Raw genomic sequence first — 26521 nt, forward strand, 5'->3', positions numbered from 1 at the left:
TTTAAATTATTTACATGTAAATGATAACATTATGTTCAGACTAGAAAAATAATACTTTTTACTCAAATATTAGAATAATTTTGAACTATCTGTAACAAAATAAACATAAGTATCTCCTTGAGAAAGATACTCAAGGAGACTATTTATTTACTTCAAGAGAGCTTCAAGTTTCGCTTTCGTTTTTGGTCCGTAAATACCGTCTTGAGTAAGCCCGTACATAGACTGGAATCGTCTAATTGCATCTGCTGTTTTCGGACCATACACGCCGTCAATGCCGTTGTTTTTTGCTCCTTTATCCGGGTAAAAGTATAGTGCAGCCAGTGCTTTTTGAATTTGTGTTACCTTTTCCCCTCTCATCATTGGGCTCTTCACTTTAAAAATACCGGATGGTAGCGCATATGACGTTTTTTTGCTGCTTGTGTTTGTTGTTTTCTTTTTAGCTACACTTGCTTTGCTTGAGTTTGTTTTCCCACCTAGCGCCTTTAATTCTTTTTCAATGGCAGCCTTAACTTGATTCCATCTACCCTCTGACAAAATGCGGTGCGGGCAATACTTACCGTTCCAGTCTTGGTGCTTACGGACACGATCAATGCCCCATCCGCGTTCTTTAAGTAGCTGCGCCACAAACTTAATAGCAAGCTTTTCCGCTGCCTTATATCGTGCCCCTCCTGACTTGCTATAACAAATTTCGACACCAATCGACTTACGATTCCCTGTACCGTTTGTTCCATCTCCTGTATGCCAAGCGTTACGATTTGTTGGAATTCCTTGAATGACCTGTTTATCGTCTACTGCAAAGTGAAAACTCGTTGAGCTAGAGTTATTCTTCATGTAAGAAATCTCATTAGCTGCTGAAGCATCGTTCGCAGTGTTATGAATAGTAATATATTCAGCTTTCATTGGATTAGGACATTTCAATCCATACTTTGATTTAGAGACTAGATTCTTTACAACTTTAATGGCCATATATCCTCTCTCCTTCTGTCTGTATAATAAAAAAAGCCACTGGCTTAGCCAGCAGCTTTGTCTGCACTATTCTTACTCTGTTCTTTTTCGTTCTCAATTGTTTGTAATCGAGCTGTTATCGTTGAAGGGATTTTAACACCGATTTGTGCTAAGTTTTCAGTTATTGACAAACCTTCATTAGCGATATAAAAAAGAACGGTACCAAAGGTTAAGACACCGTTCAAATTGAGTACTGTATCAATCACGTTTGCCAAAATGACCGCAAAGAAATTGAGTAGCTTGCGGACATAGCCAAACCATGCGCTCCGGCTTCGCAGTTTCTTGAATTTCCATGCCTTAATTACTCCTGTTAAAACGTCTATTATGCTAAGAACTAGAAGTAAATCAAGATACTTCACCCCACCAAATAAATATACTCTTGCTAAATCTAATGTTTCAAAATTGATAAACAAACTTGTCTCCTCCATTTCTAATCACCTCCTCCGAGGCAAATAAAAAAGGACAGCCGGATCTTATGAGACGGCCGTCCCTCGAACTGAAAAGTTTCCATTTGTTAAAGCTGTAAGCTCCATAACAATTTCTTTAAAGCCAGTAATGTTAAATGACCAAGCTTCTGATTTCCCTTTTGTGCTAGTGGCAAATGTTCCGTCATCCACTTTCTGACCTCTAAGGGCTCTTTTTGTTCCCGATAAGGATTTACCCCAGAACTTCAACTCACTTGTCTCAGCCGTTCCATAAACCTCAATGAGCAACGTTTTAAATGATCCAACAGTTAACGAAGTACCTTCCCCGATTGTTTCTGTTTTATCATGAAAAACAACATCTATTGTTTTTGCTTGAGTGTCTAATGAGCTAAGGTTCAAGCCTTCAGTTTGAACTTTTAAACGACCATCATTAGTTAAACCGTTTTTATCTAACTGGACTGACAACGGAGCAACTGCTGTAATAGGAACAGTGTGGTTAATGTTTATATCCTCTTCACCTGCGCCCAGTGACTGGTATAGTAAAAATTCAGATTGCTGCAGGTTACCATTTGCGTATCTGAAACGGAAATAGCGTTTAGTTAAATGAATCCATTCAGTCTCGCCAAGCGTATTTGCTTTAACTACCAATGAAGAGACAGTGGTCCATGTATTCATATCATTACTTTCTTCGATGAATAAGGTTCCTTCACGATCAGAATAAGCGTGACCTTTTACTTTTGAAATTAAAACCTGACCTAATCGATCTTGTCCATATTGCGTGTAGACTTCAGTGGCTTTTAAAACTGCGTTCGTCAGCAGCTCTGAATTACCGGAGATTGAAGCTACCGGCACAACAAAATCTCTGTTTCCTTCTCTGTATGGCTTGGCTGCCCCCGGCTTACCAGTTGCATCTGTTGAAAATTGAAAACTATATGATGCCATTATAAATCCTCCTTGCTATTGTAGATCATTAGTGGTGAGCATGGGTTTACAACGGAACCACCTCCTTTAAGGAAAAATAAAAAAGCCCTAAATGGCTTCTCCTGTGATCTCTTTATACTGTTCAGCTGTAATGAGTTTTTTCTCTATTCCTTCCTGTAAATCTTCGGGCGAACAATCTTTGAGATGAATTGCCTGTTTCACCATTTCAGAAGAAGCCCAGTTATAATGCAAAGCCAGCACCCAATAATTCATGAACCTTGCCCTCCTTGTAGAGTAAGCAGTTGCAACTTTATTTTTGAAAGCTCGCTTCCCAAAGTTTGGTTTAATTCTTCAAGCTGTTTACGAGCCAGTTTTTCCTGTGACAACTCTCTTGCAAGTAGATCCACTTGAACTGGTGGTTCATATGCAGATGTACTCTGAAGCTCTTCCCACCAAGTTTTTAACTCTGCTTCCGTGGGTATAGGTGCCCTAATATTCCACTCTGCTATATATGAGGGAGTTCCATCACCATTATTCTGGACAATAAAATCCTTTGTGGGATCAGCTGTTGGGTATTTAAAAAGAATAGCTTCACCTATATTCATCGTTACCTCCTAAAATCTTGGATAGTTTCGGCCTCCAAGTTCTTGTATATCAAAAAAGTTAAATACACCATTTTTATCATCTACTGCCCTTTTCAGTGTTTCGTCTCCTCCGTAATTACAGTAGCACCAGATTTCAACGTAATCTCCTTTATTCATGGGTACAGTCGCATTGCCGTTTAAACCAAGATTCATCCCATTATCCTTTTCCTGAAAGTCTCCTCTTACATGGTGCAGTGTTTTATATGCTTTTCCATTTAGGTAAACCTTCAAATGAAAGTTTATATAAGATGTATAATTTAAGGTATATATACTTGCCCCGATTAAGTACATTCCATCGTTCGGAGAAATAAATCGATTGTTTTTAGTATCAAAAGCATTATGGCTATCCTTGATGACCCTGTTAAATGCAATTTTAGTGTGATCAATCTTTTTTAAATACTGAACACCTGTAGTTCCAATATTCGCATGAGCAAAACCTGATATCTTTTGCCACGGAGTCCAGCCTGAACCACTCCACCAGTGTCTAATCCAAACTCCTGTACTGTCATAGTAAGTCCCAGACTCATTCCCTGTTCCGTAAAAGTATTGAGTGAAACGGTAATTATTATATTTTTCATTTTTGACAATGCCATAACCCAAGGGGTAGCCTGTAGTATTTCCCTGCCCAATGTCCATTAAGGTCAGTCCTAAAGGATATTCTTCCCCTCCTGTTCTTGCATCTTGAATAGCATTGTCTCCAGTAATTAACGTCAGATTGTTATTTTTATAGTTGGTATCCACGTAATATTTTGCATCCGATAAAGCCTTATCCGCTTTTTCCTGAGCTCCGACAATTGTTTCTTTTGCATTCCAATTCTCCCGTTCCACTGGTGTAATGTGCCGTTGTAAATCATTACGATGCTCTTCAAATTCTTTTTTCGAAGCTTGCTGTACATTATCAACGTTCCCTAGCCCGATTTGCGCCTTTGTTGTATTGTGAGGGTTGTTCATGTCATTTTTATGTACAGCTAAATCTTTATGCGCATCTTGAATGCCTTTCTCCCAACGGTTCACATCATCTTCATTAATCGGATCGTCCGGGAGCCAATCTGTTTTTGCATCATAAGCCATTTGCTACACCACCTCGAAAGTAATCCTAAAATCTAGCGTTCTATTATTACTGACGTCTAAATCTGTTGTTCTTTCCGTAATTACGTTGTTTTGTTCATCAAGGATCTGCACACTCTTAATATGTTTGATATCTTCCTCTCGTTGAGTAAGTACCGTGACAACCGCACCGTGAATGGTGAGTTCCACAATTTCTGTTTCACTCCCATTCAGTAGCACTTTCGATATCCTATTTTTCAAATCTGCAGCTGTACGCTCTCTATAAACCTGCGTAATCATGCAAGGACCACCTCGTTATTATTGAGCGTGACGGAATAACCTACCTTTAGCTCACTTGCTTTTCGATACCTTCTGTTATTCAAAATGACAGTATCTTTTATCTTGAGTGGCTCATTCACAGCAGCTCGCAAGGTATATGCCAAATGAGCTGGCTTCATATTCTCCAATGTTTCTATGAGCTCGCTCATATGCTGCATATCATCTATATCAATATCAACATTAAAACGGTACTGTCCTTGAAGCAGCCTGACCTGAGCAGACGGATTTTTCAGGAACCGGTTCAATGCCTGTTCAATGGCCTTATATGTTGCCGGCGGTATATTGGACATTTTAGAGATTAGACGCAATCGGCGGATCTCATCGGGGTCACCTGATTCCCGCGGTACGTTCAAAATCTTTTCCCATCGTTCAAGCCCCCAGGTTGCCGTAGTAACAAACAACTGATCTGTCAGATCAAAGATGCTATTATTTTGCTTTTCAAATTCCGGAGCTTCTGCCTGAAGAAGTTCCGCCATTTCTTTCAATTTGGTAAGGAACGGCGGCAGGTAAGCAGTCATTTCATCGAGTTTGCTCAATGATGTTCACCTGCCCCAATTTAGGGATTTCCACGTCACTCAGAACCAAATTTTCGGTCACGCCGTTGATTTTAATATCTGCGTAATCACTTACTGAAGGTGAATTGTAGACGATATTATTAATCTGCGATAAACGGATGACGTTATCTTCAAAGGCAATCTTTTTAAAAAGATTTAAAACACCTGATTCAATTTCTTGCTTTACCTGATCGATAGAGCTATTGACCTCGGGAAATACCTCGGCTGAAATCTCAACCTCTTTCCATATCGCACTCTCCACTGTGACAAAGGCACCTATTGGCGCTTGTCCCTCACCTTGTCCGGGTTCAGGATCAATATAGTTTTTCACCTTTGATATTAAAATATCGGAAGCAGGTTCCAAGTTAGCATTGGTCACGACAATTTTGACTGTACCGTCCCCGTTCCAAAGCGGAAAGACCTTTACCTTCCCTACTCCGTCTACTTCTTCAGCCCATTGTTTATAGTGAGCTTTATTGGCACTGACAGCTTCCCGACGCACGCGGGTAAAATATCTAGCTCTTAAACTGTCATCATCCTCCTCTTCTCGACCAGGGATTAGAATCTCTTTCACGATCGCTTTTTGGAGTCCTGGTATGGTGTCTAATGACAATAGATTCTGGCCGGAAATATTTGCGTTCCCCGCTTCCCCCGCTGTTTCACATTCCAACGTCCCGTCAGCTGTGTATTGGAAATACAGGTTATCTACAAAAAAGCGGGAACCCACTGGAATGGTTACTCCTTCAGTAAACTCCGCTGCCCGGACTGCTTTCGTGGCAGCCGTTCGCTCGATGCCGGCTTCAGTAGCCCGACGATCTAAAAATTCTCCTTGTGCTGTGTCCGAGAAGACAAGTTCCAGCACCGTATCGAGCCAAATATAAGACTTGGCCAATTCTGCAGCTGCAGGAGCTAACGCGTTATAAATCACGCTTCCTTCCCTTGTATCAATGTCCGCTGAAATTCTGTTCAGCATCCGGTCCATAATTTCTTCAAAAGTTTGATCTTCAAACATCTTCACCAAGCACCTCCTCGATCTCCAATTTTCCCTCGTCCGTTTCGACTGTAAAGGAAACATGGAACGAATCACCTTGTTTTTCTATTTCAAAATCTGATACAGAGGAAACACGATCGTCATAGATCAGCGCTTCCTCTATTAGCCGCGGAATCTCCATTTTCTTATATGCGTCTGTTGTTTCATTATCCGCCAAGATGTCTTGAAGCTCATTTCCAATGTCATGGCTGAAAACAGAATAGGCGTATCGCTCAGTATGAAGAGATAAATATACAAACTGCCTGATTGCTTCAAGGCCAGTAATCATTTCATTTGTGATACGGCCATTTTCAAAATCTATTTTGTAGGTTTGCGAGGTTTCTATGACTTCGCTGTCATCTTCTATATCCTCAAACTCGATTTCCGGAGACAAAGCCATTCCAAACACCTCCTATATTTTGTCGAGAATAAAAAATGATTGCCCGCCTTTTAAGGAGACAATCATCACACGCTCACCAGTATTCAACGCTTCTTCTTCACCGGGCCGCAGCCGCTTTGGAACAATAATCAAATCAGCAGGTATTATTAATTTGTCATTTTCATTAAGCCTTATTTCAACAGGAGAAACGGAAACCACTTCAGCCGGCATAATATCCACTGGTGACTCAGAATCAACTGCACCGACAGCCAAATGTTTGATTGCTTCACTTAATCTCATGAGGAAACACCATCAGGGATAGAATTTTTCTCAACCACATCAATGGTCATCGTGTGTGTCGATCCTTTAAATTCGTGTTTATCTGTTTCAATCCAGTATGTTTTCTTAACCCCGACTTCCGGAATTGAAATATAGACGGGCAAACCACTCTGAAGATCTGGAATCCCAATTGCTTGAATACTTTTGAGTTCTTTTTTGACGCCTTTCTTCTGTGCCTGTTTAACTTTCGCACGCTGCTGCAACTGTGCTTGGTTAATGTTATCTGATACTGTTTCAACATACTGAAGGACGCCGTATTTGTTTATGCCTGCGCTGTCGCTTGCGGTGGCCGTGTATGTTTTATTGTCTTTCTGACGCCGCAGCTTTACTCTTGTGACTGTGTCATTAATGGAAGTGCTGTATTGATAACCAGTAATGTTCACACCCGTTTCCAGTACCCATACTTCTGACGGATCAGGCCAAGCGCGAAGGCCAAGCTTCCCCTTCGCAGAATATAATTGATAATTCCTTCCGGTTTGGCTTTTCGTTTGTTTCAAAGCTTTCAGAATCATGTCATAAAGGCTCGTATCATCTTTAAACACTAATGATTTAATGGTGTAACCCGTATTTGCAATGGATGTCGTTGGAATTTGAAAATCTCTTGCCAGGCGCTTAATAATCTCGTCTGCACGCTTATTGGAGAACACATAAACATCTTTGTTCTTAACCAGATATTGCAGCATGTCATAAGCCGTAAAGGTCAGCCCATGTTCTTCCGGATTGCGAGAAAACACAATACCTCGAAACAGCTCTTTCCCTTTCCACTTAAACAGAACCGTATCTCCTTCTGATACGCTGTAATATGAATGGGTTCCTTGTTTCGTTATGATCTTTGCTGTGATTGATCGCGGAGCCTGATACCGTTGTCCCTCAAGAGAAACACTTTCTGTTACCAGCTCAAGCCATTCCGTTTCTTTAATGACGAAAAGTTCTATCATGTCATCACCTGCTTACTGCGGTATCTTTAATTTTTGCCCAGGAAAGATCCAGTGTCCTGGCTGCCTGATATTACGTTTACTTCGTTTGATCATAGCCTTTTTATTGACGTTCCAGATTTTGCGCCACTTTGTGCTGTCTCCATAAAATTTACCGGCAAGGTCCCACAGTGTATCGCCTTTCTTAACGGTGTATGTTTTAGGAGCTGATTTAGATGGTCGTTTCTTCTTCGTCTTTTTCTTCTGCTTGATCTTCCGCGGCGAAGCAGTTTTGTATTCCTTCAGCTTTATTTCATAATCACGATCACCTATATCTTTTTGGCCCTCGCTATATGAAAAAACCTCGATACTGCAAGTTAAATTAATTTTCGTTCCAGTAATTAAGAATTGAACCGGCTTTTTAGCTTTCACCCATTTCTCGATCTTTGCAATAGCATTTTCAGGAGAAGGAAATCCCTTATACTCAGCAAGCGGGCTATGTTTCTTTGGAAAAAAAGAAGAGAACGAAATTTCTTTCGCTCCCGGTTTATCAATAAAAGTGATCTCCCCAAAACTAGCCACTTTTACTGATTCATTTTGAATTGTGTTTGAAATATCAATTTGTTCAGGAAGGACAGGAAGCCGTAGCTTATCCTTCCCTTGTGAAATCCAGAATTCATATATGGATTTAGTCAAAAGCAACGACTCCCTTCGTTCCAATGTTGATATCCTGTTCAAGCTCATCGACAAGAGCCTGCTTAATCTTAGCTACAAGGCTGTTCATATCTTGGTCATTGTGAAAATGCTGATCGCCATTAAATTGAATAATAACCTCTTTACCTCCTGATGCTGTAACAGTTGTTTGATGACTGCCTGTTGTGGCTGCTGTTACTTGACCGGAAGATAGTTCAGTTTGGCCTTTTTGAGATGGGTCTGTGACTTCCATTCCGAGTGCCTTAGCTGCTTGGGCTAATAAATAACGTCCACGGATGCCTCGCTCCTCCGGAATGATCCATTCCCGTTTGTTTCCTTCACCGACACGTGCAATCTGCTCTTTGGTAATAAGTCCGCCGTTAGCGTAGCCAACATATGGACCTCCGTGCCTCATGCTTCTAATGCCTGGTACATTATTAATTGATCCATATCTGCTTTTGATATAGCCAATCGCAGCAGCAGCGTTGTGAATCGGGTTAAGAATGTTATTCATGCCTGGCAATTTGTGTGCGTTGAAGGTACTTGGGATTGTCTGCATGAGCCCCTGAGATGGATGTCCTGCTTTCGCATTACTATCCCATAAGTTGATTGCCTTCGGATTACCGCCTGACTCATGCTGAGCAATTGTCATCAGCCCTGGGAGCCAGCTCACCGGCGTCTTTGTAGCCATGATAGCAGCCATAAGCCATTGCTTCACATTTCCGCTTACTGCTCCCATTCCGGAATAAGCAGCAGCTAGTGAGCCTGCTTGTTTTTCAGCAAACTTTTTCACATCGACAGAATCCAGACCTTTTACAATACCTATAGAGGCAAAGCGACCGAGACTCATCATGACACGGGAAGGTGAGTGAATATCAAGCTCTTCACGAAATGCCTTCTCAACTTTTTTCGCCAGTTCCTTGGCAGCCTCATGGACTTCACTTGCCTTAGAAGTCATGCCTGAAACAAAATTACTGATCATACTGCTTCCCCATCCGTTTGATGATTCTTTAGATCGGATAAACGGCTTGTTAATATGAGTGCTGACGTATTGATCAGTACCAGTTTGTGAACTATTTTGTCCAGAAGCAAAACCTTTGACCGTTCCGCTTCCCCATGATGAAGATTTATTAACAGTGTTCTGAAATGGCGTTTTAACCTTCGTCTGCAAGAAGCCATCTGTACCGGTCGAAGTGCTGTTCTGACCTTTAGCATATCCATTGACCACTTGCTTTCCGTAATTCGGAGAATAAGAGATTAAATTGTTCATTGGCTGTCCAACGTTTTTCTGTTTCCAAGATTCCATAGAAACAACATTATCTCCAATTCCTTGATCAAAGCCTTTAGTGAACTGTTGACCAAATGAAGTCGCTTGTTCATCAAGACTGGATGTGTCAATTATAGGAGATACAGAAGCAGTCACCGCCGCTCTACGGATTAGCGGGGAAGTTGCTGGTTCACCTCCTGCAGATGAAGCAGACGCTATATCATCAACTACACTCATCCCTAATTTCGAAGCAGCTTGAGAAAGGAGCATTTTGCCGCGACCTTTATTATTCTCAACGGGAATAACAAACTCTTTACCTGCTTCACCAATCCAAGATATTGTTGGCTTCGTAATGTAACCACCAGTAGCATGTTTCTTTGGCTTTTCTTTTCCCGTACCAAATAAATAATTTACGCCACTCTTCACATATCCCCACGCTTTACCAGCAGTTTTTTTCGCACTTGAAGCTACTTTCCCACCGACTTCTTTTACTCCGCCCAAAATACTGCTTCCCAATTCCTTTACACTTTGCCACTTTTCAGACCACCACTTCTTACTAAAAAGGGTTTCTGAGATGGAACTCTTAACACTTTTCCATATTGATTTAGCATTGTCCCATTTATTTTTGGACCAGCTTTTTACACTTTCCCATTTTCCTGACCACCACTTCTCGCTAAATAAAGTGGATTTCAGTTTTCCTTTAACAGATTGCCAAACAGAAGACGCGCTGTCCCATTTACTTTGAGCCCAACCTTTTACGCCTTCCCACTTTCCTGACCACCACTTCTCACTAAATAAAGTGGATTTTATTTTTCGCTTTACGGACTCCCAAACAGATGATGCACTATTCCATTTGTCTTGTGCCCAGCTTTTAACACCAGACCACTTCTCAGACCACCATTCACTATTAAATAAAGTAGACTTCACCTTTTCTTTTACATGAGACCATGTATCACTTAACCCATTGAGAGAAGTCTTCGCATTACTCTTAATGCCGGACCATTTTTCAGACCACCATTTTTGATCAAATAATGTACTGTTTAGTTTCTTCTTTACTTCTGAACCATCAAACGCTTTACCTAAACTTGAACCACCCATGGTGCCTGCTATACCACCAACTATTCCACCAATGGCTGTTCCCACTCCTGGAATAACACTGCCAATAGCTGCTCCTGTAGCCGCTCCAGCAAGACCACCGCCAGCTGATCCAATCTTTTCACCAACATTATCTTTATTCATCCCAATTAAATCGGTTGCCGCTAACGCTGTTCCTAATAGAGGGACTCCTTTTGCAAACTTGCCAACACTTTTCAGAGGACTTAAGACTTTCCCGAACTTCGATGTACCGCCTGCAGCTCTACCAGCTGAGTATAGCTCCGATCTCGTAGTGGTTATTGCTGGTCTTGATCCTCCGGTTGGATTAGTACCTACAGTTCTACCGGAACGCCTTCTCTCCAACCGTTCAGATGACACAACAATTGAACTGTCAGAAGGGTTCATTCGGTTTAGATTACCCCGTCGTCCTAAAACTCTTTTCCCTCGTCTTCTACGAATGCGATCATTTTTACCTCCATCGCTACAACAGCAACATGTTAAGCTGCCGCTTCGAGGTAAACTCGTTGGACTTGTGGCAGTTTTGGATTCTCTGCTCCTTGTGCTGGCATTACGATTACTGTTTCTGTTCCTCCTTTCACTTCGCGTATTAGCGCCAGCTTCAGGAGTACGTTTGGGAATTAGCTTTCGGATTACGCCTGCTGCATCACTTCCGACAGTACCTATGCCTTTTAACAGCGGACGTAGTATTTTCAAATAACCAATCAACCCAATTAAAGAAGGGATCACAACTTTAATCGCTGTTTTTAAATCTTCCCAATGGTTGACGCTCCACTCAATGGCTACGTTTAACTTATCACCTATCTCCTTACCAAGATCAGCAATATCTTTTTTGATCTCTTTAAGCTTTTCCTGACCTTCTTTACTGTTAATGAACGAGCTGATTTTATCAAAGGCTGGCCCTAATCCAGTTAGCAGAGAAGTTCCCATATCCTTAGATATGCTTTCAAAATCTCTCATGGCATCATTAACCGGTGTCATCGGATTATTATCCCGAAGTTTCGTAAAGCTTCGTTCTAATTCACCGCTTGTTTTGGCACTTGTACCAATACCCTCAGCCATATCTAAAATCGGTTGCTTGAGGTCTTCATATTGTGTTCCAATAAGCTCAGTCGCAATAGCAGCCCGCTTTGTTTTGTCTTTCACTTTAGAAAGTGCTTTTGCCACCCTAAATAAACTTTCCTCTCCGCTTATTGAACCATCTTTGAAGCCCTTGAACATTTTCTTAGTTTCCTTGGCTCCGAACAGCGTTTTAAATGCGTCCACTTGGCTATCAGACATTTCGGTTCGGCGGATGTTAAACTCACGCATACTATCGGCTAGGTTATCGAAGTTTCTGGCGCCACCCTTTGTTCCTTTTATCATGGCGTTTGCAATCTGGCCGCCTGTGAGCTTCAAGTCTTTAAAGGTGGAACTGTATTCATTCATCGTATCCAATAAATCGTCAGCTTGGTCACCGGCATTCCGATATACATAAGCAATTAAGTCTCCGCTTTGTTTTCCAGACAATTTCAAGTTGTTATACATTGAACTGAAAGCACGATCTACCTCAGCTTGATCAGCATTCATAAGCTGGGCAATCTTACTTGACGACTCAGTCAATTCAGCAAGAGCTTTTTTAGACGCCCCTGTCTGTTGCGATAAGTTTCTTAGAGATAAACTGACTTCTTCCCGAGAACTGCCCGCTTTATTGTTGAAATAGATCTGATCCGTCATTCTTGCAACATCTTTCTTATTAACGTTTGAAGTTGCTGACACGTAAGCATCCTGAGACATTGTACTCTTACCAGAACCCATAATTGAACCTGCAGAAAAACCGCCTGCAACTGCCAGAGTAATGGTAGCATCCTTCAAGCTGTCTATTTTCGCTTCAATTGCATCCAGAGCCGCTGAAGCTCTATCCTTAATAGAAACAGTTGGCTCAGCATGTTCGCCGTCTACATCGGACACATGACGACGGATCTCATCTAATTGGTTTGAAGCATGATCACGAACTGAAACAGTTGGCTCAGCGTGCGAGCGATTCAAATCAGAGAGACCTCCACGGATCAAACGAAAACGTGGTGTAGCTTGATCATTTACGGAAACTGTCACCTCATGGCTGCCCTCGGTAAGATCCTCAGCTTGCTGACGTATAGAATGTAAGCCATTCGAAGCTCGATCATCTAAATCCACTTCAAGCGATCGAGCCCGACCGGTCAAACGGTTGGCTGATCGGTCAATTCTCCGCATAACTTTCTCAGTCCGATCTTCAGCATCAAAAATAAGAGGGCCATTAGCGGCCCTCTTAAGTCTTTCAGCATTGCCTTGTATCATTCGAAGCTTGCGGGAAATCTTATCATGTAATTCAAACGTGGCTGTTAGTTTAGCCATAGTTAATTACCTCCCTTCTTCGCTTCTTTTTCTAACAGCTCAAGCTTATAACCGATTAACCCATATAAGAGCGCCTTGAATTCTTTCGGAGCCTCATATAGTTCTCTTAATTCTGACGGGGCGTATTTGAGTTCATGCATCGCGTAATAAAGATATACAGCCTCTTTGTCCCCGTCCTTTACTAGTTTTTTGCCGCTTCTTCAAGGTCTTCGAGATCATCATCAAATCCATTGATTTCAATTGCTTTGTTTAGCCAGTTCGCATACTCACCGCCGACTGAAAGAACACGTTTGGCGACTTCCACTGGATCTTCTGTTTTGTAAGCCTCACGTAGTTCCTTAGCTTTAAAGTTCGGGTAAACAGTCGTTTCAACCGCAATACGAGCATAAAAGCGTTGGCTGTCCAATTCCTTCACACGGCCGCGGCCTTTTACATTCTTGTAAGTCGTATTCTCTTTCTCAAGTTCGTCAATTCGTTCAGTCGTGATCGCTTTGAAAATGAATGGAACAACATTGCCCTCTTTGTCTACAAATCGTTTAGAAATCGGTACTTTTACTTCTTCCGCTTCAATTGTTTGTCCTGGCATAAAGAATGAAAGATCGTAAACTTTTTCATTTTGTTTTTCACTCATGTTTATTAGCTCCTTTTACTTTTTAGTTTTGGACAAGAAAAAAAGCACATTCATACTTTTTGAATGTGCTTTCCATATAATTCATGTATAATAGATTCTTGAAGCTACCTTAGCTTATCCTCCGAATATGAAAGGAGGTGAAATTATGTCGACCTATGAATCTCTAATGGTCATGATCGGCTTTGCCAATTTAATAGGCGGGATTATGACATGGGTAATATCTCTTTTAACATTATTATTCATGCTTAGAAAAAAAGACACTCATCCTATTTACATTACTGTAAAGGAAAAGTGTCTACACGAGGACCCTCCTATTAAAGGGTAGTTTCTTTTTTAAAAGCTAGAGTGCTGCCACACTCTGGCTTTTATATTTTAGCATTTCTCATGAAAGTAACACACATTAACAAGTGGTAATGTGGTAATGTGGTACCAACTATAAGCTTACGCCAGTAGTTGCAATACTTTTGCTTGGCACCATTATAACATGAATATATATTGATTATATAATTATTTGTATCTTTTATTTGTTACTTTTTTTATCTATGAGTTCAAAATGACCTGATCATAGAAGCCTTAACCCTTTTTCTTTTATTAAAAACCCTCGGATTATGAAAGTGTTATGGTACAATATGGTTTAGTATAAATGAATATTGGCTTTCAACATCTCAAGGGCGGTCTGGCTCACTCCCTCATGAAAGGGGGTGATGCACGTGTCAACATTTCAAGCATTAATGCTTATGCTTGCTTTCGGGTCATTTATAATTGCCCTGTTGACTTATATAAAGAAGAAATAGACCCACCCCTTGAGCTCGGCAAAGTAAAAGGGTAAAGTCTATCCTAAATACTTTCATGAAGTTGTTAAGCCAGCCCTCTTGATGGGCCAACATTTATACTGACCCGGCGGCAACCGGGTCTCTTTTATTTTATGCATTTCTTTTGAAAGAAATACATGTTTCCATTTGGTACGGTTGAATTACTTCTAAAGTAATCTTACCACATTTTTTCGTAAATATCTTCGTTAAAGTCGGCGATTTTTCGTGAAAGTGATTAGAATGTGGATTTTAACTGTTCAGGCACATCAAAATCCTCAAAGGTAAACGGCACTTCTTCTTCCAATGCTTCAGAATCAACATCAAGCCCAGCGATTTTCGCAGAATCAAAGTTCACATCGTACAAGGTGACTCGTTCAGTCCCACGACCTGAAGAGGCGTCATCTAGAACAGCTTGTAAGGTGAAATAAGGATCACTTCCCTTTTTCACATAGTCCATCATAATAAGAACAAATTGAGAAGTCACTTTATAAAAAGTGGCTGTTCCCGTTCCATTTGCTCCGGTCGTTTTGTGCCCCGTCATCCGACGACCCATGATATTGACCTCGGATTTGTTTTTCTCTACATTGGCTTCAAACGTTTTGATATGGGCCATTTCTTCTCCATCAAGAAACAACCTGCCCTCTTTACCTGAAATGGTGTTTTGCGCTTTTAATGCCATTCCTATTTCACCTCAACATTAAAGTAGAATTTTTCAGCTGCATCCACCGGTTGAACTGCAAGATCAATCAGGAAGCCGTCACGATCATTATTCAGAGCAATTGTAATGTCATTCTCTGAATCAAAATCAGTAATGCCCTCGTTATCTTGAAGAACACTCAAGTATTGAGTAATTAGCGTTTTTACAAACTGCAGTCCGTCATTTGTAGCGGGAACATCACTGCCGCTCGCTTTTCGAGACTTGATCAATGCTTTCAATTGTGATGTCAGGTCATTATTGATTGCATCAAGTACACGGACAATTTTGTTTTTCTGGAACATCTTATTTTTCTCTGCTGTTAGGCTTGTGAGTGAATTAATGTCCTTTTCAACCGATACTGATTTATCACGAGAATCATAAGTAAACAAGAATTCCCCATTTGACAATCGTTCAACGATTTCGTCGTTGTCAATTCGGTTAAGGACATCTACAGCTCCCTCGTATTCTACAAATGTAAGTGATTGATTAAATGTAGCCCCCGCACTTGCACCGGCAACCCAAGCTGTAGCTTTTTCAGGAGTGATCTCCGTTCCATCCTCAAGTAGGACACCACCTGTTACATTGATAATACCCTCATGGTCTCCCTTGTAATTTGAAAGAACACCTTGAACCTTTTGCCCTTGGTTGTCTCTCAGCCGTTTGATAAACGCAACAAACGTTGCTTTTAATTGCTCGTTATCCTCTACAGGTAAAGCGATTGTGTCAAAGTATTCCGTTTCAGCCGCTTCCAAGAAAGCTGTATAATCGGCATTTGTCGGTGTTTTGTCTGTTCCGCCTGACAAGCGGATTCCGGAAGTTGCAGGGAGAGCACCGCTAACATCTTCAGGGGCCGTACCGGTTAACGGAATAGTAACTGTTAAATCTCCTTTCCCCGTAAACGTGACATATTTATTCGGTTTAAGTTCTTCAGCTTTAGACACTGTTTGTTTATCCACTTCAGATTGATCAAGGTAGGTAGTGACATCAACTTTCGAAGAGTCAATAACGTTCTCCGTAATACTAATAATGATGTCATTACCTTTAGTGCCGCCATAAAGAGCAGTAGCCTTTACACCTTCGCTAATGTCTGCTGAAGCACGAAGACCTTCCGTTAGGCGATAAAGCAAGACTGTATTCGCCTTCTTCATCGCCTCACGTAAAAGCAACAGCGAAGGATCATCAATGTTCAACCCCACTTTTTTATTCAAGTCCTCGATTGAAGAGATAGAAATGAATTTCTTAACCTCACCCCAGCTGGACGCTATCGGCAGCGCCACTGTTCCACGTTCTCCGGCAGAAACACGGTTCTCCGCGGTCGTTTTGAAGTTAAAGTAAATACCGGCACGCTCTTTTTCCTTGCCAGGTGTGAAAGTTCCGCCGTTCATCTATTTGACCTCCTTTTGAAGAAACTGAGAAATCAACTTCTTCGCTTCCGATTTTGTAATACTCATTTTATGAACATGAAAAAGAGCACCGTCAAACACCTCGGGTTTTACCCCAAAGAGCTCTCGACTGTGCTCTCGCAAATCCTTAATATAAAAAGCATTTTCTGCTTTCTCTTTTTTAGTGGCCATCATTTCACCCCACTTTTAAATTTAAAACCATCTATTGAACGCTGATCTTCCCGCTCATACCAATAGCGGCTCGTCCAGTTTAAGACAATGGTCGCATAATCGTCTGATACCCGCGTTTCTATTCGAGATAGGCGAATAAAATCCCCAGTATCCTCGCCAGATTCTTGTATAAGCGGAATTATGCCTCTTCTGCTTCTAAGTGTATCCGCAATTCGTTCCGCTTCGTTATGAGCCTTCTGTACGTTTTCGTGAAAGAGTTTTACGTTTAAAACATATGCTTTCTGAAACGTGGATACTGTGTCCACCCCATCGACCGTGGAAGCCGGTGGAAAGTAAAGAGACGGAACAGCAAAGTCCTGCGGTATTTCTTCTTCATACACTTGAACAGGATACAGTTTGTATAGATAGCCCATAATTGAACCTACTTCTTGATTCATGGCAGCACCGCCTTAAAATTCTTCATAAATCCATTGCTGCAGCTTCCGCTCAAGGCTTCTCTCAAACATCAACTGAAAAATGGCCATGGCGTTATCCCAAAACCCCGAACCGTCTACCCATCGGAACTTCAGCAGCATGCCGGAATTTTTTTCAGCAGGGTCATATTCGAAACGGTCGCCTTTCCACCGACCTGGAACCCATCGTCTATCCTGATTTTTAGACGGATCGATAGTAAAGTGCCCGTCATTGACGTATGAGGCGTAATCCAGATTTGTTCCAACATCCAACTTTAAGCTGCCTTCTGTCATTGAAAAGATATTATCCTGGTCACCTTTCTGAAAGGAATTGAGCAAGCGGCGAGTGTCCACGGTCTTCGTCCTAATGATCTCATCTTGGATGATATCTAAGAACTCAAAACCCATTGATTCAAGCCACTGCTCATATTTCCTCTTCAGTCCCCCACGAGAAGCCCGGTCTAATGATTGTATGAACTGATCGAGACCCCGAATTTTCATAAGTATTCAACCTCCCGTACTGCCGTCACTTCCCAATGATGATTCCTGATTTTGCGGGGCTTCTGTAATTTATAAGCAGTACCATCCCAAACCGCCCTGTCATTTACTCGAATATCAGCAGTAGCAGGGAAATGCACAAGGAAAGATTGATAAATAGATACATTTGACTCCTGTTGGATAATGGACTGACTCTTCTCTGTAAAATAACACGGCTGATTTTCTATGTCCGGCTCATCAGGGTACGAAAAAACCGGTTGAACATCTTCAACCGGCACCCCGAATTTTTGCTTTCTATTTTCTTTTTTCTCCTGCAGATGGTAAATGTCACATCTGTGAGTCAATAAGGATTGATAACTCATATTGATCTCATCCGCACTTTCGCTTCAATCCCTTCTAAATCAGGGTCAGCCGGTTTCACATAATCTTTTATTAATGCATACACATCAGGTTTTTGAAGAGAACTGCCATCCCCTAGAGTATAAGAATAGTCACCAATTTTTTCAGTTGTATATCCTTTAATAATTGACTCGTCGCCATTTATAAGAGCATAAAACTGAGACAACTTTAATAGAGCCAGTCGAACCGTTTCAGGCAAAGGGATATACTCTGCATCTGAAAAATCATGTCCAACTTTAAGAATGATATCGGCAGTTGCCTCAAGGATATCCTGTTTTAACAACTCGTCAGGTCTGGTCTTTACAGACTCAAAAACTGAATAACTCTTTAATTCATCGGGAGTGATTAACAGCATAGGTCACTCCCCTTTGTTATCTATTTGCTTAAGGATGTAGGCAATTCTTTCATCTGCGTTTTTGAAGTCAGACGGATTGCGACCAAGATTAGAAATAATGGATTCATGCTCTGCTTTATTCATACCTTTCAATTCCGATTCAGTATAATTTATCGGATCATCCTTTTGATTATTAAGCTCTTGGGTTAGTATAAAATATGGATTTTCATTTAAATACTCATAGAGCTTTTTCGGTACTGTTTGACTGACACCTGCTCGAAAGGTTATTCCCATCACATTGTATGTTTTGCCTTTAATAAGCTTTGCAGTAAACACACCAGACCACCTACTCCTTCACTTTCACGATCTTGGCTACGGCGTCCTCTTCTTCAAAAACACTATCCAATTTCGCTGTCAAAACAATGATAAACATACGGCGACGGATGTCCTTATCTACTTCAATCCGAATGTTACGAGAGAATCCGAGAATAATATTCTTCGGATGAGTTAGGATGATATCAGAAACATCGGCTGCAGTATCTCCCTCTCCAATCGTATAAGGCTGTAAATTTGCAATACCTTTGATTGGAACACCAAAAGCAGATGAAAGGCCACCTTGAACAGCTGCATCCCCTAAATTTGTTTGACGATCAGCTACACGATCTTTCCATTCGACCTCAATACCAGGCGATGTATAGAAACGGAACTCCTGCGGAATTCGCAAATATTTAGGAGGTACAGCTTTGTATCCTCGTTTAAATGTTTGACGTGTCAGTTCCTCACCTGCAGCATCGACAATATGAGATGTAGCTTGTTTTCTGATGCCATCTAATTGTGCAAGATATGAGTCGGAGGAAGATGTATCCCCATTTACAAGCAACTCTTCAATATCAACCGCAGCACGCTCAGCTATCATTTGCATGATTGTATTCTGAAGGCCATCTTTTTCGATGTTGTTTTCAAGTGTGTCATAGGTAATGTTAACTTCAGCAATTACTTCTTTTGTGCTTAAGTTAACTGTGCTAGTTGATGGAACTGACTTTTGATCTTTAGTTAGCGCAACTCCCTCTTGGGCTGCCCTTAAAATACGCTGACCAAAACCGATCTTCTCGATTTTCTGTGTGTCATGGTCCATTTGAATAACTCGCGCATCTCTTAAAATGGTTGGCGTATCTTGTACCATTCGAATAAAAGTTGAAGCCTGAGTAGGATTCATAATCCCGCCGCTCTCTAAAGTAGAAAGCGTCATTTCTGCTTTATTAATAACCTCTTGATTTCTCATTCGTATCCTCCTTATCCATTAAAACAACCCTGACCAGATTGATTTTTGAACTTGTTCGGAACCCGATTCTTCAGTTTGCTTAGATGTTCCGCGACTTTTTTCGATTGCTTCAATACGATCAGCGAGCGGTTGAACAGCTTCTGAAATTGCCTTTTTCAACTTCTCGCCCTCTTTTTCAGTCTCTTCTTCTTTTTCTTTATCTTTCTTATTAAGCTCTTCCTCTTTTTCTAATGTCTCGAGCCGCTTCTTAATTGGCTCTAATGCTTCTTGAATGGATTTAGTTACTTCCTCCGAAGTCATTTCTTCTTCCCCCTCTTTTGTTTCTACCTGACTCAGTAAATTACCAAGGGCAGCATGAGCATTCTTAATTTCTTGCAGGTTTGAAGCGGAAAATTTTCTGCCCGCCTTTGCAACTGGCTCTTCATATGATTGCTGTTGTTTTCCAACAAAAAAGTTTTTGAGCAAATTAAATAGCCCTTTCTCATCTGTTTTCTCTTGAGAAACGGGCTTTTCTTGTTTTTCAATCGTCTCAGCAGTTCCTGCCATTGAATAACCGGTAATTTCGCCTTTTTTGATTTGCTCCCATACTTCCTCAGAAGCCTTTGTGACAAGGACCCATGATCCCTTTTTAATGGTTTCCCCATTCATTTCAAAGTCTGCCGGTGCGACATAGGACTCAACCACCTCACCAACACCACCCTGAAAGTCATGTTGCTTGTCGATTTGACGAGCATCTTTCAGGAATCCATGAGCGGCCTTTTCGATTTCTGCAGCTGTCATGAAATCTCCGTGGGCGTCCACTGTATCAGGTTCATACACGATACCGTAAACAAGTTTTTGCTCGTCTGCCTCTTTCGCAAGGATTCTGACTTCCTTTTGAAAATCAGGTTGTTTTTCTGATTTCACAATAAAGAACTGCTTTTGATTAGCAGCCTTATCCACATAAGAAACATGTGTGATTTTTGCGTTCACCAATTCTCTTGGCATGTTATTCACCTCCTTAAAATAAGAAAAGACTTCTAATTAGAAGTCTCACCAGCTGTATTCTCAGCAACATAATTGCTTGTTATCTCCATTAACCTTTTTACACTCTTATCTACATTCCAGAAAAATTTATTCATAATGTAGCTTTGTGAAATATGACTTTTCTCTAAGTCATGAACTATATTCATTATATCAAGTAAGCTTTCCGCAAATGAATCATTAAGAATTTTATGGCGTTTCAAATAATCAACCATGTATAACATGCCTATACCTTGAGATTTATCTGCCGCATCATCTTTTTCTGATACTTTTTCATAAAGATTTTTCACTGCTCCATATAAACGAATCATTTCCATTTTTAGTAGTAAGTCATTATCCCCTTTAATGCTTGTCTTCTCATTATAATGGGAATGTGTTTCCTCAGTGATTTCAGAATTACTTTCTAAATTTAATGAATCTTTTAGATTTTGATCATCAGTTCCATATTGATTCTCTTTATTCAATTGGAAACTAATCTTATCTAATTTTTGGTCAATAGTGAATTCAAATTCCCAATCCTTATATTTAATTTTCGCCAAGGTACTGATCAAATTTGAAACCGGTTGTTTTAATTTAAAAACCAAGATAATTATTGCTACCGGCCAAATGATTGATTTGACTATTGAAGAGATAAACTCCATCCAATTCATATTTTCCCCACCTAATATGTAATGAGGACATTATACTATTTTATTCCATGTTTGCTAAGACTTCTCTTTGAATCTCTTCTTTTTCTTCGGGTGATAAGCCTAAAATCTTACTATCTACCACAGGCGATAGAACACAATGGCAGTTAACCCGCTCCCTTGTTGATAGTTTAGGATCCCTCGGAAACATGCAGGTTTCGCTACTGCCCGGTATCTGAAATTCTTCATCTACTCCAATGACTGTACCGTCAAGATCAATGTGATTTTCACGAGGATTGTTCTTCTTCCCTCCGCTGTGCCGCCATTTCTTTTTCTTTACTGCCGGCGATTGTGCATATGATTCATGCTGCGCGGCAGAGGAAGCGGCAAGCACTTCTGTGATGGCTGTGGTACGCGCCCGCTCCCTATCAAATTGTGGCATGTCTTTGAGAGTCAACTCAATGTCCTGGATTGATGAACCGTTCTCGATAGCATTAGTTAGCACGTCCTCCACCACTTCATGTGTGTTTAACTTCATGATCTCAGCCAGCTTCTTTGACCAATCCTTAATCCAATTAATCGTACGATTGGATAAGACTTTAAAAGGCACCTCTGGATCTATTGAATCCATGATTACTTCAGCCATTTCTTCAATAGTCTGTTGCAGGAATCCCTCAGTCAGTTCCTGAAATTCTTCCTCGAAGTCATCCTCCGCGAATAGGTTCTGAGTAAAAAACACTAGAAGGGCTTTTAACGTCTCTTCTGAGTCTTTGCTTACAAAACCTTTGAGACCATCTAAAAACTTCTTATGCTGGCGTCTGAGCAATCTGGCAATGCCTTTTTCATATTCCTCCACATATTTGGGGATATTAGATTTGCCAGGAAAGTCAGGTACCATCTCCCCCAATTGCTTATACTGATTTTCCTCGGCTTTTTGAATAAAGACATTTAAACTCTCCAATAGCTTATCCGTTTTGTTCATCTCTTCAAATCCTCCAGAACATCCCGCATATCTTTTAATAACCCGATCATATTAGGAGTACCGTTCTTAGATTTAAACAGTGCAGCCAAAGGATCGGAAACGGACGACTCGTTAGTTTTACCAAGCGGCCTGTTGTATTCTTCTTCTGGCCATTCTTCAAGCGTCTTACCAAGTACCCGTCCAGCCAAATCGCGTAAATCATTCGGAGAAACTGCACCTGCTGTTATAAACGGTGTTAGAACCTTAGCAATTTCTAAAGGATCTCTAAAGTCTGGCCCTTTTAGTTGGAGTCGGACTTTATGAATTTCAAGATCATTTAGAAATAAAGCATTCAGTTTACCTGTGATTAATTTTCGTTCAGGCTGAAATACTTGTTCCTCAGTAATCTTTCTTGCTGTGTCAGCTGTCGCTCTGTTGTAATCTTGAGCTTCACCTGTATAAAGTGGGGGCAAACGAAAAGCCGATCTAATTTTATCTCGGTTCTTTTGGTCATATTCAAGAAACAAAGCATCTTCTTGAAGGATTTCAGCAAGTGACTTAATATCAACTTTCACTGGTGCAATCTCTTCATCACCATGAATGTTTTTCCCCTTCGCTATCCCTTCTGCTTCAAGTAATAGAAACTTATGAGCGTTCTCCACTCCTTCAAGCCCATTCATGTAATCCTGCAATTGTGTGTATGAGTCCTCAGACAACATTCCATTTTCTATTGTGATGGCAGCGGGAATATGTCTTCCTTGTTTGAAGTACATAAAGTTCAGCTCTTCAGCTTTACGAGCACCATACAAATTAACAATATGGCCAATCCATCGCGGTTTCCCATAAATACCGCTTCCTATTTTGAAATGGACCACTTCATTTGCTCGTTTCTCCAATGGGGTCTGTTCATCATATTGACCTGTCTCTAAATTTAAAGTGCGAGGATCACCATATTCTTTAAAATAAACCATACGGCCGTCAATCATCTGAACATACTTTCGGAATCGTTTCTCTCTTTTGATTGATTTCATTTGTCCTTGTTCGAAGTACGTAAAATCAACTTCGATTGGTTCAGACAGTTTGCAAACTCGTACATTTTGAACGTCCATGTATTCAATGCCGGCTGGCTTATTTTCACCGTTTCGAATGACCTCAATAAAGCCATTGCCCGTCTTTTCTCTATCTTCAATAACAAATCCGAGTAAAGTCTCAGCTGACTCATCAAAGTGAAGATATTTAACGAACTCTTCAAGCTTTGTCCATTCACTTTCAGCTTCTGTTTTTTCTTCATTTGTCACATCTGGCGAATTCACATCAAAAGAATACTCGAAATCAAATCCAAAGCCCACAATATTTGTCCTGTAGGCATCAACACATTGCTGTAAGATTGTTGAATACTCAGCAATCATTTTTAATTCCTTTAGGTTATACGGAGGAGGCAAAATATTGCTGTCATAGCTGTCAGCAAATTCATCTTCATAAATTTGTTTCGTTGATTCAGTAGGTGGAGAGGCTTTGATCACTCGTGCTTTAACAGATTTTTTTGACATGCTTTACCTCCTTCCTGGTCTTGATCTTTGCGGTCTTCCTTTTGATTCTTCTTTCAAATCGGTTACCTCATAATCATCGAGAGCGTACCAGATAGCTGACAGTGTATGCGGGTCTATGGTGAACTCGTCTTCTATGATGTTCCCCAGCTTATCGGTAGCATAAGCAAGCGGCTTAAGCTCATAAATCGTGTTCTCGCAACGATCAGAGCAAATGATCTTCCTGAACCGCTTGATTTTCTTTGTATACTGAAGGCGTGATCCTTGATATTTACGGGCACCCACCATATTGAAACCGTGTTGCTGAAAATAACGGATTGTCTTTGGCTCTGCTGAATCCGCCTTGATTAATTCCTTAGTCTCTGCAAATTCCTTAAGTTCTTCGGCTGTCTTATCATCCGTTAATCCATTTTTGTAATACTCCCAGTAGATATAGAGATATTTCTTTTCATGATCCACAGCAACCCTAACGACGGCGTTATACGATTCCACAAAACCAAAGTCCATGCCAACCCGTTTAAGCGGGCGGTTAATATTAGAGATTGCAGTCATAACCTCTTCATGCGGTCGCTCTTCAAACTGCGGCAGAACCCGAATTCCATTCACGCCAAAATGACCTTTCCGCGCAATTCGGTAAAGGTCTGGATCGTATTCCTTCAATTCTTCAAGTTGCTGGACATAGCTTTCTGGCAGGAAAAGATTATCATCTGCCGTTGAGTGATGATAATAGGTGTCGTTGCTAACGATTATCCGCTTTTCATAAAGTTCCTTATCATCCAGTACAAAGCGCTTCTCCCTATCATCCTTGAAGAAATGCTTAAAAGTCCAATTGTCCTCTCCAACTGGATTTGTTGAAAGTATCATGTGAAGCGGCAATGTCGGGTGACGAAGACGTCCAAGAAGCTCCTTGAACCCCTCATATTTTACTTCAGAGCATTCCTCAATCCAAATGAGGGAAATATTATTGATTGATTTCAGTTTGGCTGGCTTATCCATCCCTTTAAAGATGATTCTGCTGCCATTTGAAAATCGAATCTGCATCGGAGAAGATACACATCTAACGATATGATCTAATTTTAGATCACTTACAAGTTCATCAAAAAGTGAAAATGTTGAGTCCCTATGTGTGTCGTACACTTCTCTGATAACAAGTGCAGTACGCTTTTCTCTGAGCAATTTCAGAACAATCTTGAGCGCCACATGATAGCTTTTGGATGATCCATAACCACCCACAAGAAACTGAAACTTTTGATTCCAGTCAAAGAGAAATTCTTTAAAATGTGGATTTACCTGTTTAATCACTGTCATCACCTTTGTTTACAATGGTGATCTCAAAAGGTTTATCTTCTTCTGTAAGTTCTTCGATCTCTATTTTTTTCTTGTTGATATTTAAGCGCATATGCTCCAATTTAAGGCGTCGTTCGTCTTCCGAATGGGCTAATTCATCAAACTGTTTAATTAAATTCCTGAGCTCTGCCATTGCACGAGATTGAGCGTTCAAGAACGTTGCATGACGATCCCAAGAAAATTGAAATTCGAATTCTTCCTCTTCGACTTCGTTTGTCTCAGATAGCACAGACTTTTTCTTTTTCAGTTCTTTAATCATTTCCTGCTTATCAGAAACGAACATGATCTTTTGCGCCCTTATTATTGCGGCATATTGGATCTGTATCTGATCCCATATCATATCGACAGGCGAACGTTCTTGAATCCCTTCCATGATGGATAGCGTTTCTTCTGGCAGGAACTTAGAGAAGAATCCATGAGTCACAGCGTTTTGATTTCCCTTAGGTGCGCCGCCATTATTACCTAACGCATTCTTGTTACCGAGTGGTGCACCTACTTTTTTTGTGTGCACACCTTTTTTTAAGGGTGCACCCTTTTTTCTTTGCCAACCATGGCGTTGTTTCCACGATTTAATGGTGTTCACAGATACCCCATATTTCTCGGCAAGGTCCTTGTATTTCATACCTTTGGCGTAATCCTTATACGCCTGTATGTGCTTATCAACCATCTACATTCACTGCCGCCTCCTTTTAGATTGAGTTGTTTTGAAAATAAAAAAGCTCCTCAAAAGAAGCTTAAATATGTTTTTTTATTAAATTAGTTATTTCATCAATCAACCGCTCAATATATTCTTGATTGAAGTTCACCTCAATTATTGGATCATCGTTCATAAAACCTCTTAATGCCACTTCAACTTCTCTTAAATAATTTATATATTCCTGTAACTTGATATTCAGTTCTTTATCAAAGAGTATTGAAAATTTCTTAACAATCAGTTCAAATGCCGATAGCTCTTTAAAATAATCAGTATGTAATTTTTCTAAGTATCCTTCTGGGTGATTATAGAACGGTACAAAGGCAGCAGCGGTTTCAATTCTTTTATTGTTAATATTATAAATCTCATCAATTAGTATATAGCCTTTTGTGAAAATTTCATTTCCTTTTCTATTCTTCTTTTGTAAAACATAATTAGTTCCACCTGTAAAAAAAACTGCTGTTATAGCACTAGTAATGACTGTACCAAAATCTATTTGAATCAATTTCATCCCCTCCTTTTACTAATTATCGGCAAAAGAGAGCGATACAGGTACTATTCGCAAAATTTGTCGAACGAAACTGTTGTATAAAACCTAAAT

The 26521-nt window shown here is 40.5% G+C and carries 34 protein-coding genes; 2 read left to right on the forward strand and 32 right to left on the reverse strand.

The features are described from left to right. Window positions 1–147 precede the first annotated feature (147 nt). The 16 genes from cwlA to QF06_RS11200 form a co-directional block, all read right to left on the reverse strand. Window positions 148–966 (reverse strand): N-acetylmuramoyl-L-alanine amidase CwlA, encoded by an 819-nt coding sequence (cwlA, locus tag QF06_RS11130; protein ID WP_017697459.1) that lies wholly within the window; start codon window positions 964–966, stop codon window positions 148–150. A 44-nt stretch (window positions 967–1010) separates the two neighbouring features. Further along, a complete protein-coding gene (locus QF06_RS11135) occupies window positions 1011–1433 on the reverse strand; it encodes a phage holin family protein (protein ID WP_017697460.1) in 423 nt (140 codons plus the stop codon). Between the two features lie 45 nt (window positions 1434–1478). Further along, a complete protein-coding gene (gene xepA / locus QF06_RS11140; RefSeq protein ID WP_032722160.1) occupies window positions 1479–2372 on the reverse strand; it encodes a phage-like element PBSX protein XepA in 894 nt (297 codons plus the stop codon). 87 nt (window positions 2373–2459) lie between these two features. Further along, window positions 2460–2624: an XkdX family protein gene (locus QF06_RS11145; protein ID WP_003229944.1), complete on the reverse strand. Its 165-nt coding sequence runs from the start codon at window positions 2622–2624 to the stop codon at window positions 2460–2462. Next, window positions 2621–2956 carry an XkdW family protein gene (locus QF06_RS11150; RefSeq protein WP_009967793.1) on the reverse strand — a complete coding sequence of 112 codons (336 nt, stop codon included), beginning with the start codon at window positions 2954–2956 and terminating at the stop codon, window positions 2621–2623. Before QF06_RS11150 ends, QF06_RS11145 begins: the two co-directional genes overlap by 4 nt. A gap of 9 nt (window positions 2957–2965) precedes the next feature. Further along, window positions 2966–4066 carry a pyocin knob domain-containing protein gene (locus tag QF06_RS11155; protein WP_032722161.1) on the reverse strand — a complete coding sequence of 367 codons (1101 nt, stop codon included), beginning with the start codon at window positions 4064–4066 and terminating at the stop codon, window positions 2966–2968. A 3-nt stretch (window positions 4067–4069) separates the two neighbouring features. Beyond that, window positions 4070–4342: a hypothetical protein gene (locus QF06_RS11160; protein ID WP_032722163.1), complete on the reverse strand. Its 273-nt coding sequence runs from the start codon at window positions 4340–4342 to the stop codon at window positions 4070–4072. Next, window positions 4339–4917 (reverse strand): YmfQ family protein, encoded by a 579-nt coding sequence (locus QF06_RS11165; RefSeq protein ID WP_032722164.1) that lies wholly within the window; start codon window positions 4915–4917, stop codon window positions 4339–4341. Before QF06_RS11165 ends, QF06_RS11160 begins: the two co-directional genes overlap by 4 nt. After that, on the reverse strand, window positions 4901–5947 hold the full coding sequence (locus tag QF06_RS11170; protein ID WP_032722165.1) for a baseplate J/gp47 family protein: 1047 nt from the start codon (window positions 5945–5947) through the stop codon (window positions 4901–4903). Before QF06_RS11170 ends, QF06_RS11165 begins: the two co-directional genes overlap by 17 nt. Then, window positions 5940–6365, reverse strand: coding sequence for a DUF2634 domain-containing protein (locus QF06_RS11175; protein ID WP_032722166.1), 426 nt, complete (start codon window positions 6363–6365; stop codon window positions 5940–5942). The genes QF06_RS11170 and QF06_RS11175 overlap by 8 nt, the downstream gene beginning before the upstream one ends. Window positions 6366–6377: 12 nt before the next feature. Continuing rightward, window positions 6378–6644, reverse strand: a complete 267-nt coding sequence (locus tag QF06_RS11180) for a DUF2577 family protein (RefSeq protein ID WP_032722167.1) — start codon at window positions 6642–6644, stop codon at window positions 6378–6380. Then, a complete protein-coding gene (locus QF06_RS11185; protein WP_032722168.1) occupies window positions 6641–7621 on the reverse strand; it encodes an XkdQ/YqbQ family protein in 981 nt (326 codons plus the stop codon). The genes QF06_RS11180 and QF06_RS11185 overlap by 4 nt, the downstream gene beginning before the upstream one ends. Window positions 7622–7633: 12 nt before the next feature. Next, on the reverse strand, window positions 7634–8293 hold the full coding sequence (locus QF06_RS11190) for a LysM peptidoglycan-binding domain-containing protein (protein ID WP_032722169.1): 660 nt from the start codon (window positions 8291–8293) through the stop codon (window positions 7634–7636). After that, window positions 8286–13043, reverse strand: coding sequence for a phage tail tape measure protein (locus QF06_RS11195; RefSeq protein WP_043940167.1), 4758 nt, complete (start codon window positions 13041–13043; stop codon window positions 8286–8288). Before QF06_RS11195 ends, QF06_RS11190 begins: the two co-directional genes overlap by 8 nt. 2 nt (window positions 13044–13045) lie before the next feature. Next, entirely contained in the window at window positions 13046–13183 is a 138-nt protein-coding gene (locus tag QF06_RS21270; protein ID WP_021480099.1) for a hypothetical protein, read from the reverse strand. 41 nt (window positions 13184–13224) lie between these two features. Continuing rightward, on the reverse strand, window positions 13225–13674 hold the full coding sequence (locus QF06_RS11200; protein ID WP_032722171.1) for a phage tail assembly chaperone: 450 nt from the start codon (window positions 13672–13674) through the stop codon (window positions 13225–13227). Window positions 13675–13819: 145 nt separating this feature from the next. On the opposite strand from QF06_RS11200, the gene txpA reads away from it, so the two are divergent. Together txpA and bsrH are read left to right on the forward strand one after the other, a co-directional pair. Beyond that, a complete protein-coding gene (txpA, locus tag QF06_RS11205; RefSeq protein ID WP_004398662.1) occupies window positions 13820–13999 on the forward strand; it encodes a type I toxin-antitoxin system toxin TxpA in 180 nt (59 codons plus the stop codon). Between the two features lie 379 nt (window positions 14000–14378). Beyond that, window positions 14379–14468: a type I toxin-antitoxin system toxin BsrH gene (gene bsrH / locus QF06_RS21825; RefSeq protein WP_075058862.1), complete on the forward strand. Its 90-nt coding sequence runs from the start codon at window positions 14379–14381 to the stop codon at window positions 14466–14468. A 253-nt stretch (window positions 14469–14721) separates the two neighbouring features. Here the strand turns inward: bsrH and QF06_RS11210 are convergent, their stop codons facing one another. From QF06_RS11210 to QF06_RS11285, 16 genes are all read right to left on the reverse strand, one after another. Then, on the reverse strand, window positions 14722–15165 hold the full coding sequence (locus QF06_RS11210; RefSeq protein ID WP_003229930.1) for a phage tail tube protein: 444 nt from the start codon (window positions 15163–15165) through the stop codon (window positions 14722–14724). A gap of 2 nt (window positions 15166–15167) precedes the next feature. Next, window positions 15168–16568: a phage tail sheath family protein gene (locus QF06_RS11215; protein WP_003229929.1), complete on the reverse strand. Its 1401-nt coding sequence runs from the start codon at window positions 16566–16568 to the stop codon at window positions 15168–15170. Continuing rightward, window positions 16569–16760: a YqzN/YkzM domain-containing protein gene (locus QF06_RS11220; protein WP_010886574.1), complete on the reverse strand. Its 192-nt coding sequence runs from the start codon at window positions 16758–16760 to the stop codon at window positions 16569–16571. After that, on the reverse strand, window positions 16757–17194 hold the full coding sequence (locus QF06_RS11225; protein WP_003229927.1) for a phage tail terminator family protein: 438 nt from the start codon (window positions 17192–17194) through the stop codon (window positions 16757–16759). Before QF06_RS11225 ends, QF06_RS11220 begins: the two co-directional genes overlap by 4 nt. A 12-nt stretch (window positions 17195–17206) precedes the next feature. Then, window positions 17207–17710: an HK97 gp10 family phage protein gene (locus QF06_RS11230; RefSeq protein ID WP_003246050.1), complete on the reverse strand. Its 504-nt coding sequence runs from the start codon at window positions 17708–17710 to the stop codon at window positions 17207–17209. Further along, window positions 17707–18069: a YqbH/XkdH family protein gene (locus QF06_RS11235; protein WP_003229925.1), complete on the reverse strand. Its 363-nt coding sequence runs from the start codon at window positions 18067–18069 to the stop codon at window positions 17707–17709. Before QF06_RS11235 ends, QF06_RS11230 begins: the two co-directional genes overlap by 4 nt. Further along, window positions 18066–18461 (reverse strand): protein YqbG, encoded by a 396-nt coding sequence (gene yqbG / locus QF06_RS11240; RefSeq protein WP_004398566.1) that lies wholly within the window; start codon window positions 18459–18461, stop codon window positions 18066–18068. The genes QF06_RS11235 and yqbG overlap by 4 nt, the downstream gene beginning before the upstream one ends. 3 nt (window positions 18462–18464) lie before the next feature. After that, window positions 18465–18776 (reverse strand): YqbF domain-containing protein, encoded by a 312-nt coding sequence (locus tag QF06_RS11245; RefSeq protein ID WP_003229923.1) that lies wholly within the window; start codon window positions 18774–18776, stop codon window positions 18465–18467. A gap of 10 nt (window positions 18777–18786) precedes the next feature. After that, window positions 18787–19722, reverse strand: coding sequence for a phage major capsid protein (locus tag QF06_RS11250; RefSeq protein WP_003229922.1), 936 nt, complete (start codon window positions 19720–19722; stop codon window positions 18787–18789). An 18-nt stretch (window positions 19723–19740) separates the two neighbouring features. Beyond that, a complete protein-coding gene (locus QF06_RS11255) occupies window positions 19741–20709 on the reverse strand; it encodes an XkdF-like putative serine protease domain-containing protein (protein WP_003229921.1) in 969 nt (322 codons plus the stop codon). Between the two features lie 32 nt (window positions 20710–20741). Next, on the reverse strand, window positions 20742–21395 hold the full coding sequence (locus QF06_RS11260) for a hypothetical protein (RefSeq protein ID WP_003229920.1): 654 nt from the start codon (window positions 21393–21395) through the stop codon (window positions 20742–20744). Window positions 21396–21435: 40 nt separating this feature from the next. Then, entirely contained in the window at window positions 21436–22353 is a 918-nt protein-coding gene (locus QF06_RS11265; RefSeq protein ID WP_004398748.1) for a phage head morphogenesis protein, read from the reverse strand. Then, a complete protein-coding gene (locus QF06_RS11270; protein WP_004398894.1) occupies window positions 22350–23882 on the reverse strand; it encodes a phage portal protein in 1533 nt (510 codons plus the stop codon). The genes QF06_RS11265 and QF06_RS11270 overlap by 4 nt, the downstream gene beginning before the upstream one ends. Window positions 23883–23885: 3 nt before the next feature. After that, window positions 23886–25181 carry a PBSX family phage terminase large subunit gene (locus QF06_RS11275; protein ID WP_003229917.1) on the reverse strand — a complete coding sequence of 432 codons (1296 nt, stop codon included), beginning with the start codon at window positions 25179–25181 and terminating at the stop codon, window positions 23886–23888. Further along, a complete protein-coding gene (terS, locus tag QF06_RS11280; protein WP_003229916.1) occupies window positions 25174–25893 on the reverse strand; it encodes a phage terminase small subunit in 720 nt (239 codons plus the stop codon). Before terS ends, QF06_RS11275 begins: the two co-directional genes overlap by 8 nt. 67 nt (window positions 25894–25960) lie before the next feature. Further along, a complete protein-coding gene (locus QF06_RS11285; protein WP_004398685.1) occupies window positions 25961–26425 on the reverse strand; it encodes a hypothetical protein in 465 nt (154 codons plus the stop codon). Window positions 26426–26521 lie beyond the last annotated feature (96 nt).

It is taken from the genome of Bacillus sp. YP1 (genome assembly GCF_000877815.1).
GTDB classification, from domain to species: Bacteria; Bacillota; Bacilli; order Bacillales; family Bacillaceae; genus Bacillus; species Bacillus subtilis.

Bases quoted from the DNA above. Each gene is read 5' to 3' on its own strand.
- cwlA (WP_017697459.1), bottom strand. From the start codon at position 966: ATGGCCATTAAAGTTGTAAAGAATCTAGTCTCTAAATCAAAGTATGGA.
- QF06_RS11135 (WP_017697460.1), bottom strand. From the start codon at position 1,433: ATGGAGGAGACAAGTTTGTTTATCAATTTTGAAACATTAGATTTAGCA.
- xepA (WP_032722160.1), bottom strand. From the start codon at position 2,372: ATGGCATCATATAGTTTTCAATTTTCAACAGATGCAACTGGTAAGCCG.
- QF06_RS11145 (WP_003229944.1), bottom strand. From the start codon at position 2,624: ATGAATTATTGGGTGCTGGCTTTGCATTATAACTGGGCTTCTTCTGAA.
- QF06_RS11150 (WP_009967793.1), bottom strand. From the start codon at position 2,956: ATGAATATAGGTGAAGCTATTCTTTTTAAATACCCAACAGCTGATCCC.
- QF06_RS11155 (WP_032722161.1), bottom strand. From the start codon at position 4,066: ATGGCTTATGATGCAAAAACAGATTGGCTCCCGGACGATCCGATTAAT.
- QF06_RS11160 (WP_032722163.1), bottom strand. From the start codon at position 4,342: ATGATTACGCAGGTTTATAGAGAGCGTACAGCTGCAGATTTGAAAAAT.
- QF06_RS11170 (WP_032722165.1), bottom strand. From the start codon at position 5,947: ATGTTTGAAGATCAAACTTTTGAAGAAATTATGGACCGGATGCTGAAC.
- QF06_RS11175 (WP_032722166.1), bottom strand. From the start codon at position 6,365: ATGGCTTTGTCTCCGGAAATCGAGTTTGAGGATATAGAAGATGACAGC.
- QF06_RS11180 (WP_032722167.1), bottom strand. From the start codon at position 6,644: ATGAGATTAAGTGAAGCAATCAAACATTTGGCTGTCGGTGCAGTTGAT.
- QF06_RS11185 (WP_032722168.1), bottom strand. From the start codon at position 7,621: ATGATAGAACTTTTCGTCATTAAAGAAACGGAATGGCTTGAGCTGGTA.
- QF06_RS11195 (WP_043940167.1), bottom strand. From the start codon at position 13,043: ATGGCTAAACTAACAGCCACGTTTGAATTACATGATAAGATTTCCCGC.
- QF06_RS21270 (WP_021480099.1), bottom strand. From the start codon at position 13,183: ATGCATGAACTCAAATACGCCCCGTCAGAATTAAGAGAACTATATGAG.
- QF06_RS11200 (WP_032722171.1), bottom strand. From the start codon at position 13,674: ATGAGTGAAAAACAAAATGAAAAAGTTTACGATCTTTCATTCTTTATG.
- txpA (WP_004398662.1), top strand. From the start codon at position 13,820: ATGTCGACCTATGAATCTCTAATGGTCATGATCGGCTTTGCCAATTTA.
- bsrH (WP_075058862.1), top strand. From the start codon at position 14,379: ATGCACGTGTCAACATTTCAAGCATTAATGCTTATGCTTGCTTTCGGG.
- QF06_RS11210 (WP_003229930.1), bottom strand. From the start codon at position 15,165: ATGGCATTAAAAGCGCAAAACACCATTTCAGGTAAAGAGGGCAGGTTG.
- QF06_RS11215 (WP_003229929.1), bottom strand. From the start codon at position 16,568: ATGAACGGCGGAACTTTCACACCTGGCAAGGAAAAAGAGCGTGCCGGT.
- QF06_RS11220 (WP_010886574.1), bottom strand. From the start codon at position 16,760: ATGATGGCCACTAAAAAAGAGAAAGCAGAAAATGCTTTTTATATTAAG.
- QF06_RS11225 (WP_003229927.1), bottom strand. From the start codon at position 17,194: ATGAATCAAGAAGTAGGTTCAATTATGGGCTATCTATACAAACTGTAT.
- QF06_RS11230 (WP_003246050.1), bottom strand. From the start codon at position 17,710: ATGAAAATTCGGGGTCTCGATCAGTTCATACAATCATTAGACCGGGCT.
- QF06_RS11235 (WP_003229925.1), bottom strand. From the start codon at position 18,069: ATGAGTTATCAATCCTTATTGACTCACAGATGTGACATTTACCATCTG.
- yqbG (WP_004398566.1), bottom strand. From the start codon at position 18,461: ATGCTGTTAATCACTCCCGATGAATTAAAGAGTTATTCAGTTTTTGAG.
- QF06_RS11250 (WP_003229922.1), bottom strand. From the start codon at position 19,722: ATGAGAAATCAAGAGGTTATTAATAAAGCAGAAATGACGCTTTCTACT.
- QF06_RS11255 (WP_003229921.1), bottom strand. From the start codon at position 20,709: ATGCCAAGAGAATTGGTGAACGCAAAAATCACACATGTTTCTTATGTG.
- QF06_RS11260 (WP_003229920.1), bottom strand. From the start codon at position 21,395: ATGAATTGGATGGAGTTTATCTCTTCAATAGTCAAATCAATCATTTGG.
- QF06_RS11265 (WP_004398748.1), bottom strand. From the start codon at position 22,353: ATGAACAAAACGGATAAGCTATTGGAGAGTTTAAATGTCTTTATTCAA.
- QF06_RS11270 (WP_004398894.1), bottom strand. From the start codon at position 23,882: ATGTCAAAAAAATCTGTTAAAGCACGAGTGATCAAAGCCTCTCCACCT.
- terS (WP_003229916.1), bottom strand. From the start codon at position 25,893: ATGGTTGATAAGCACATACAGGCGTATAAGGATTACGCCAAAGGTATG.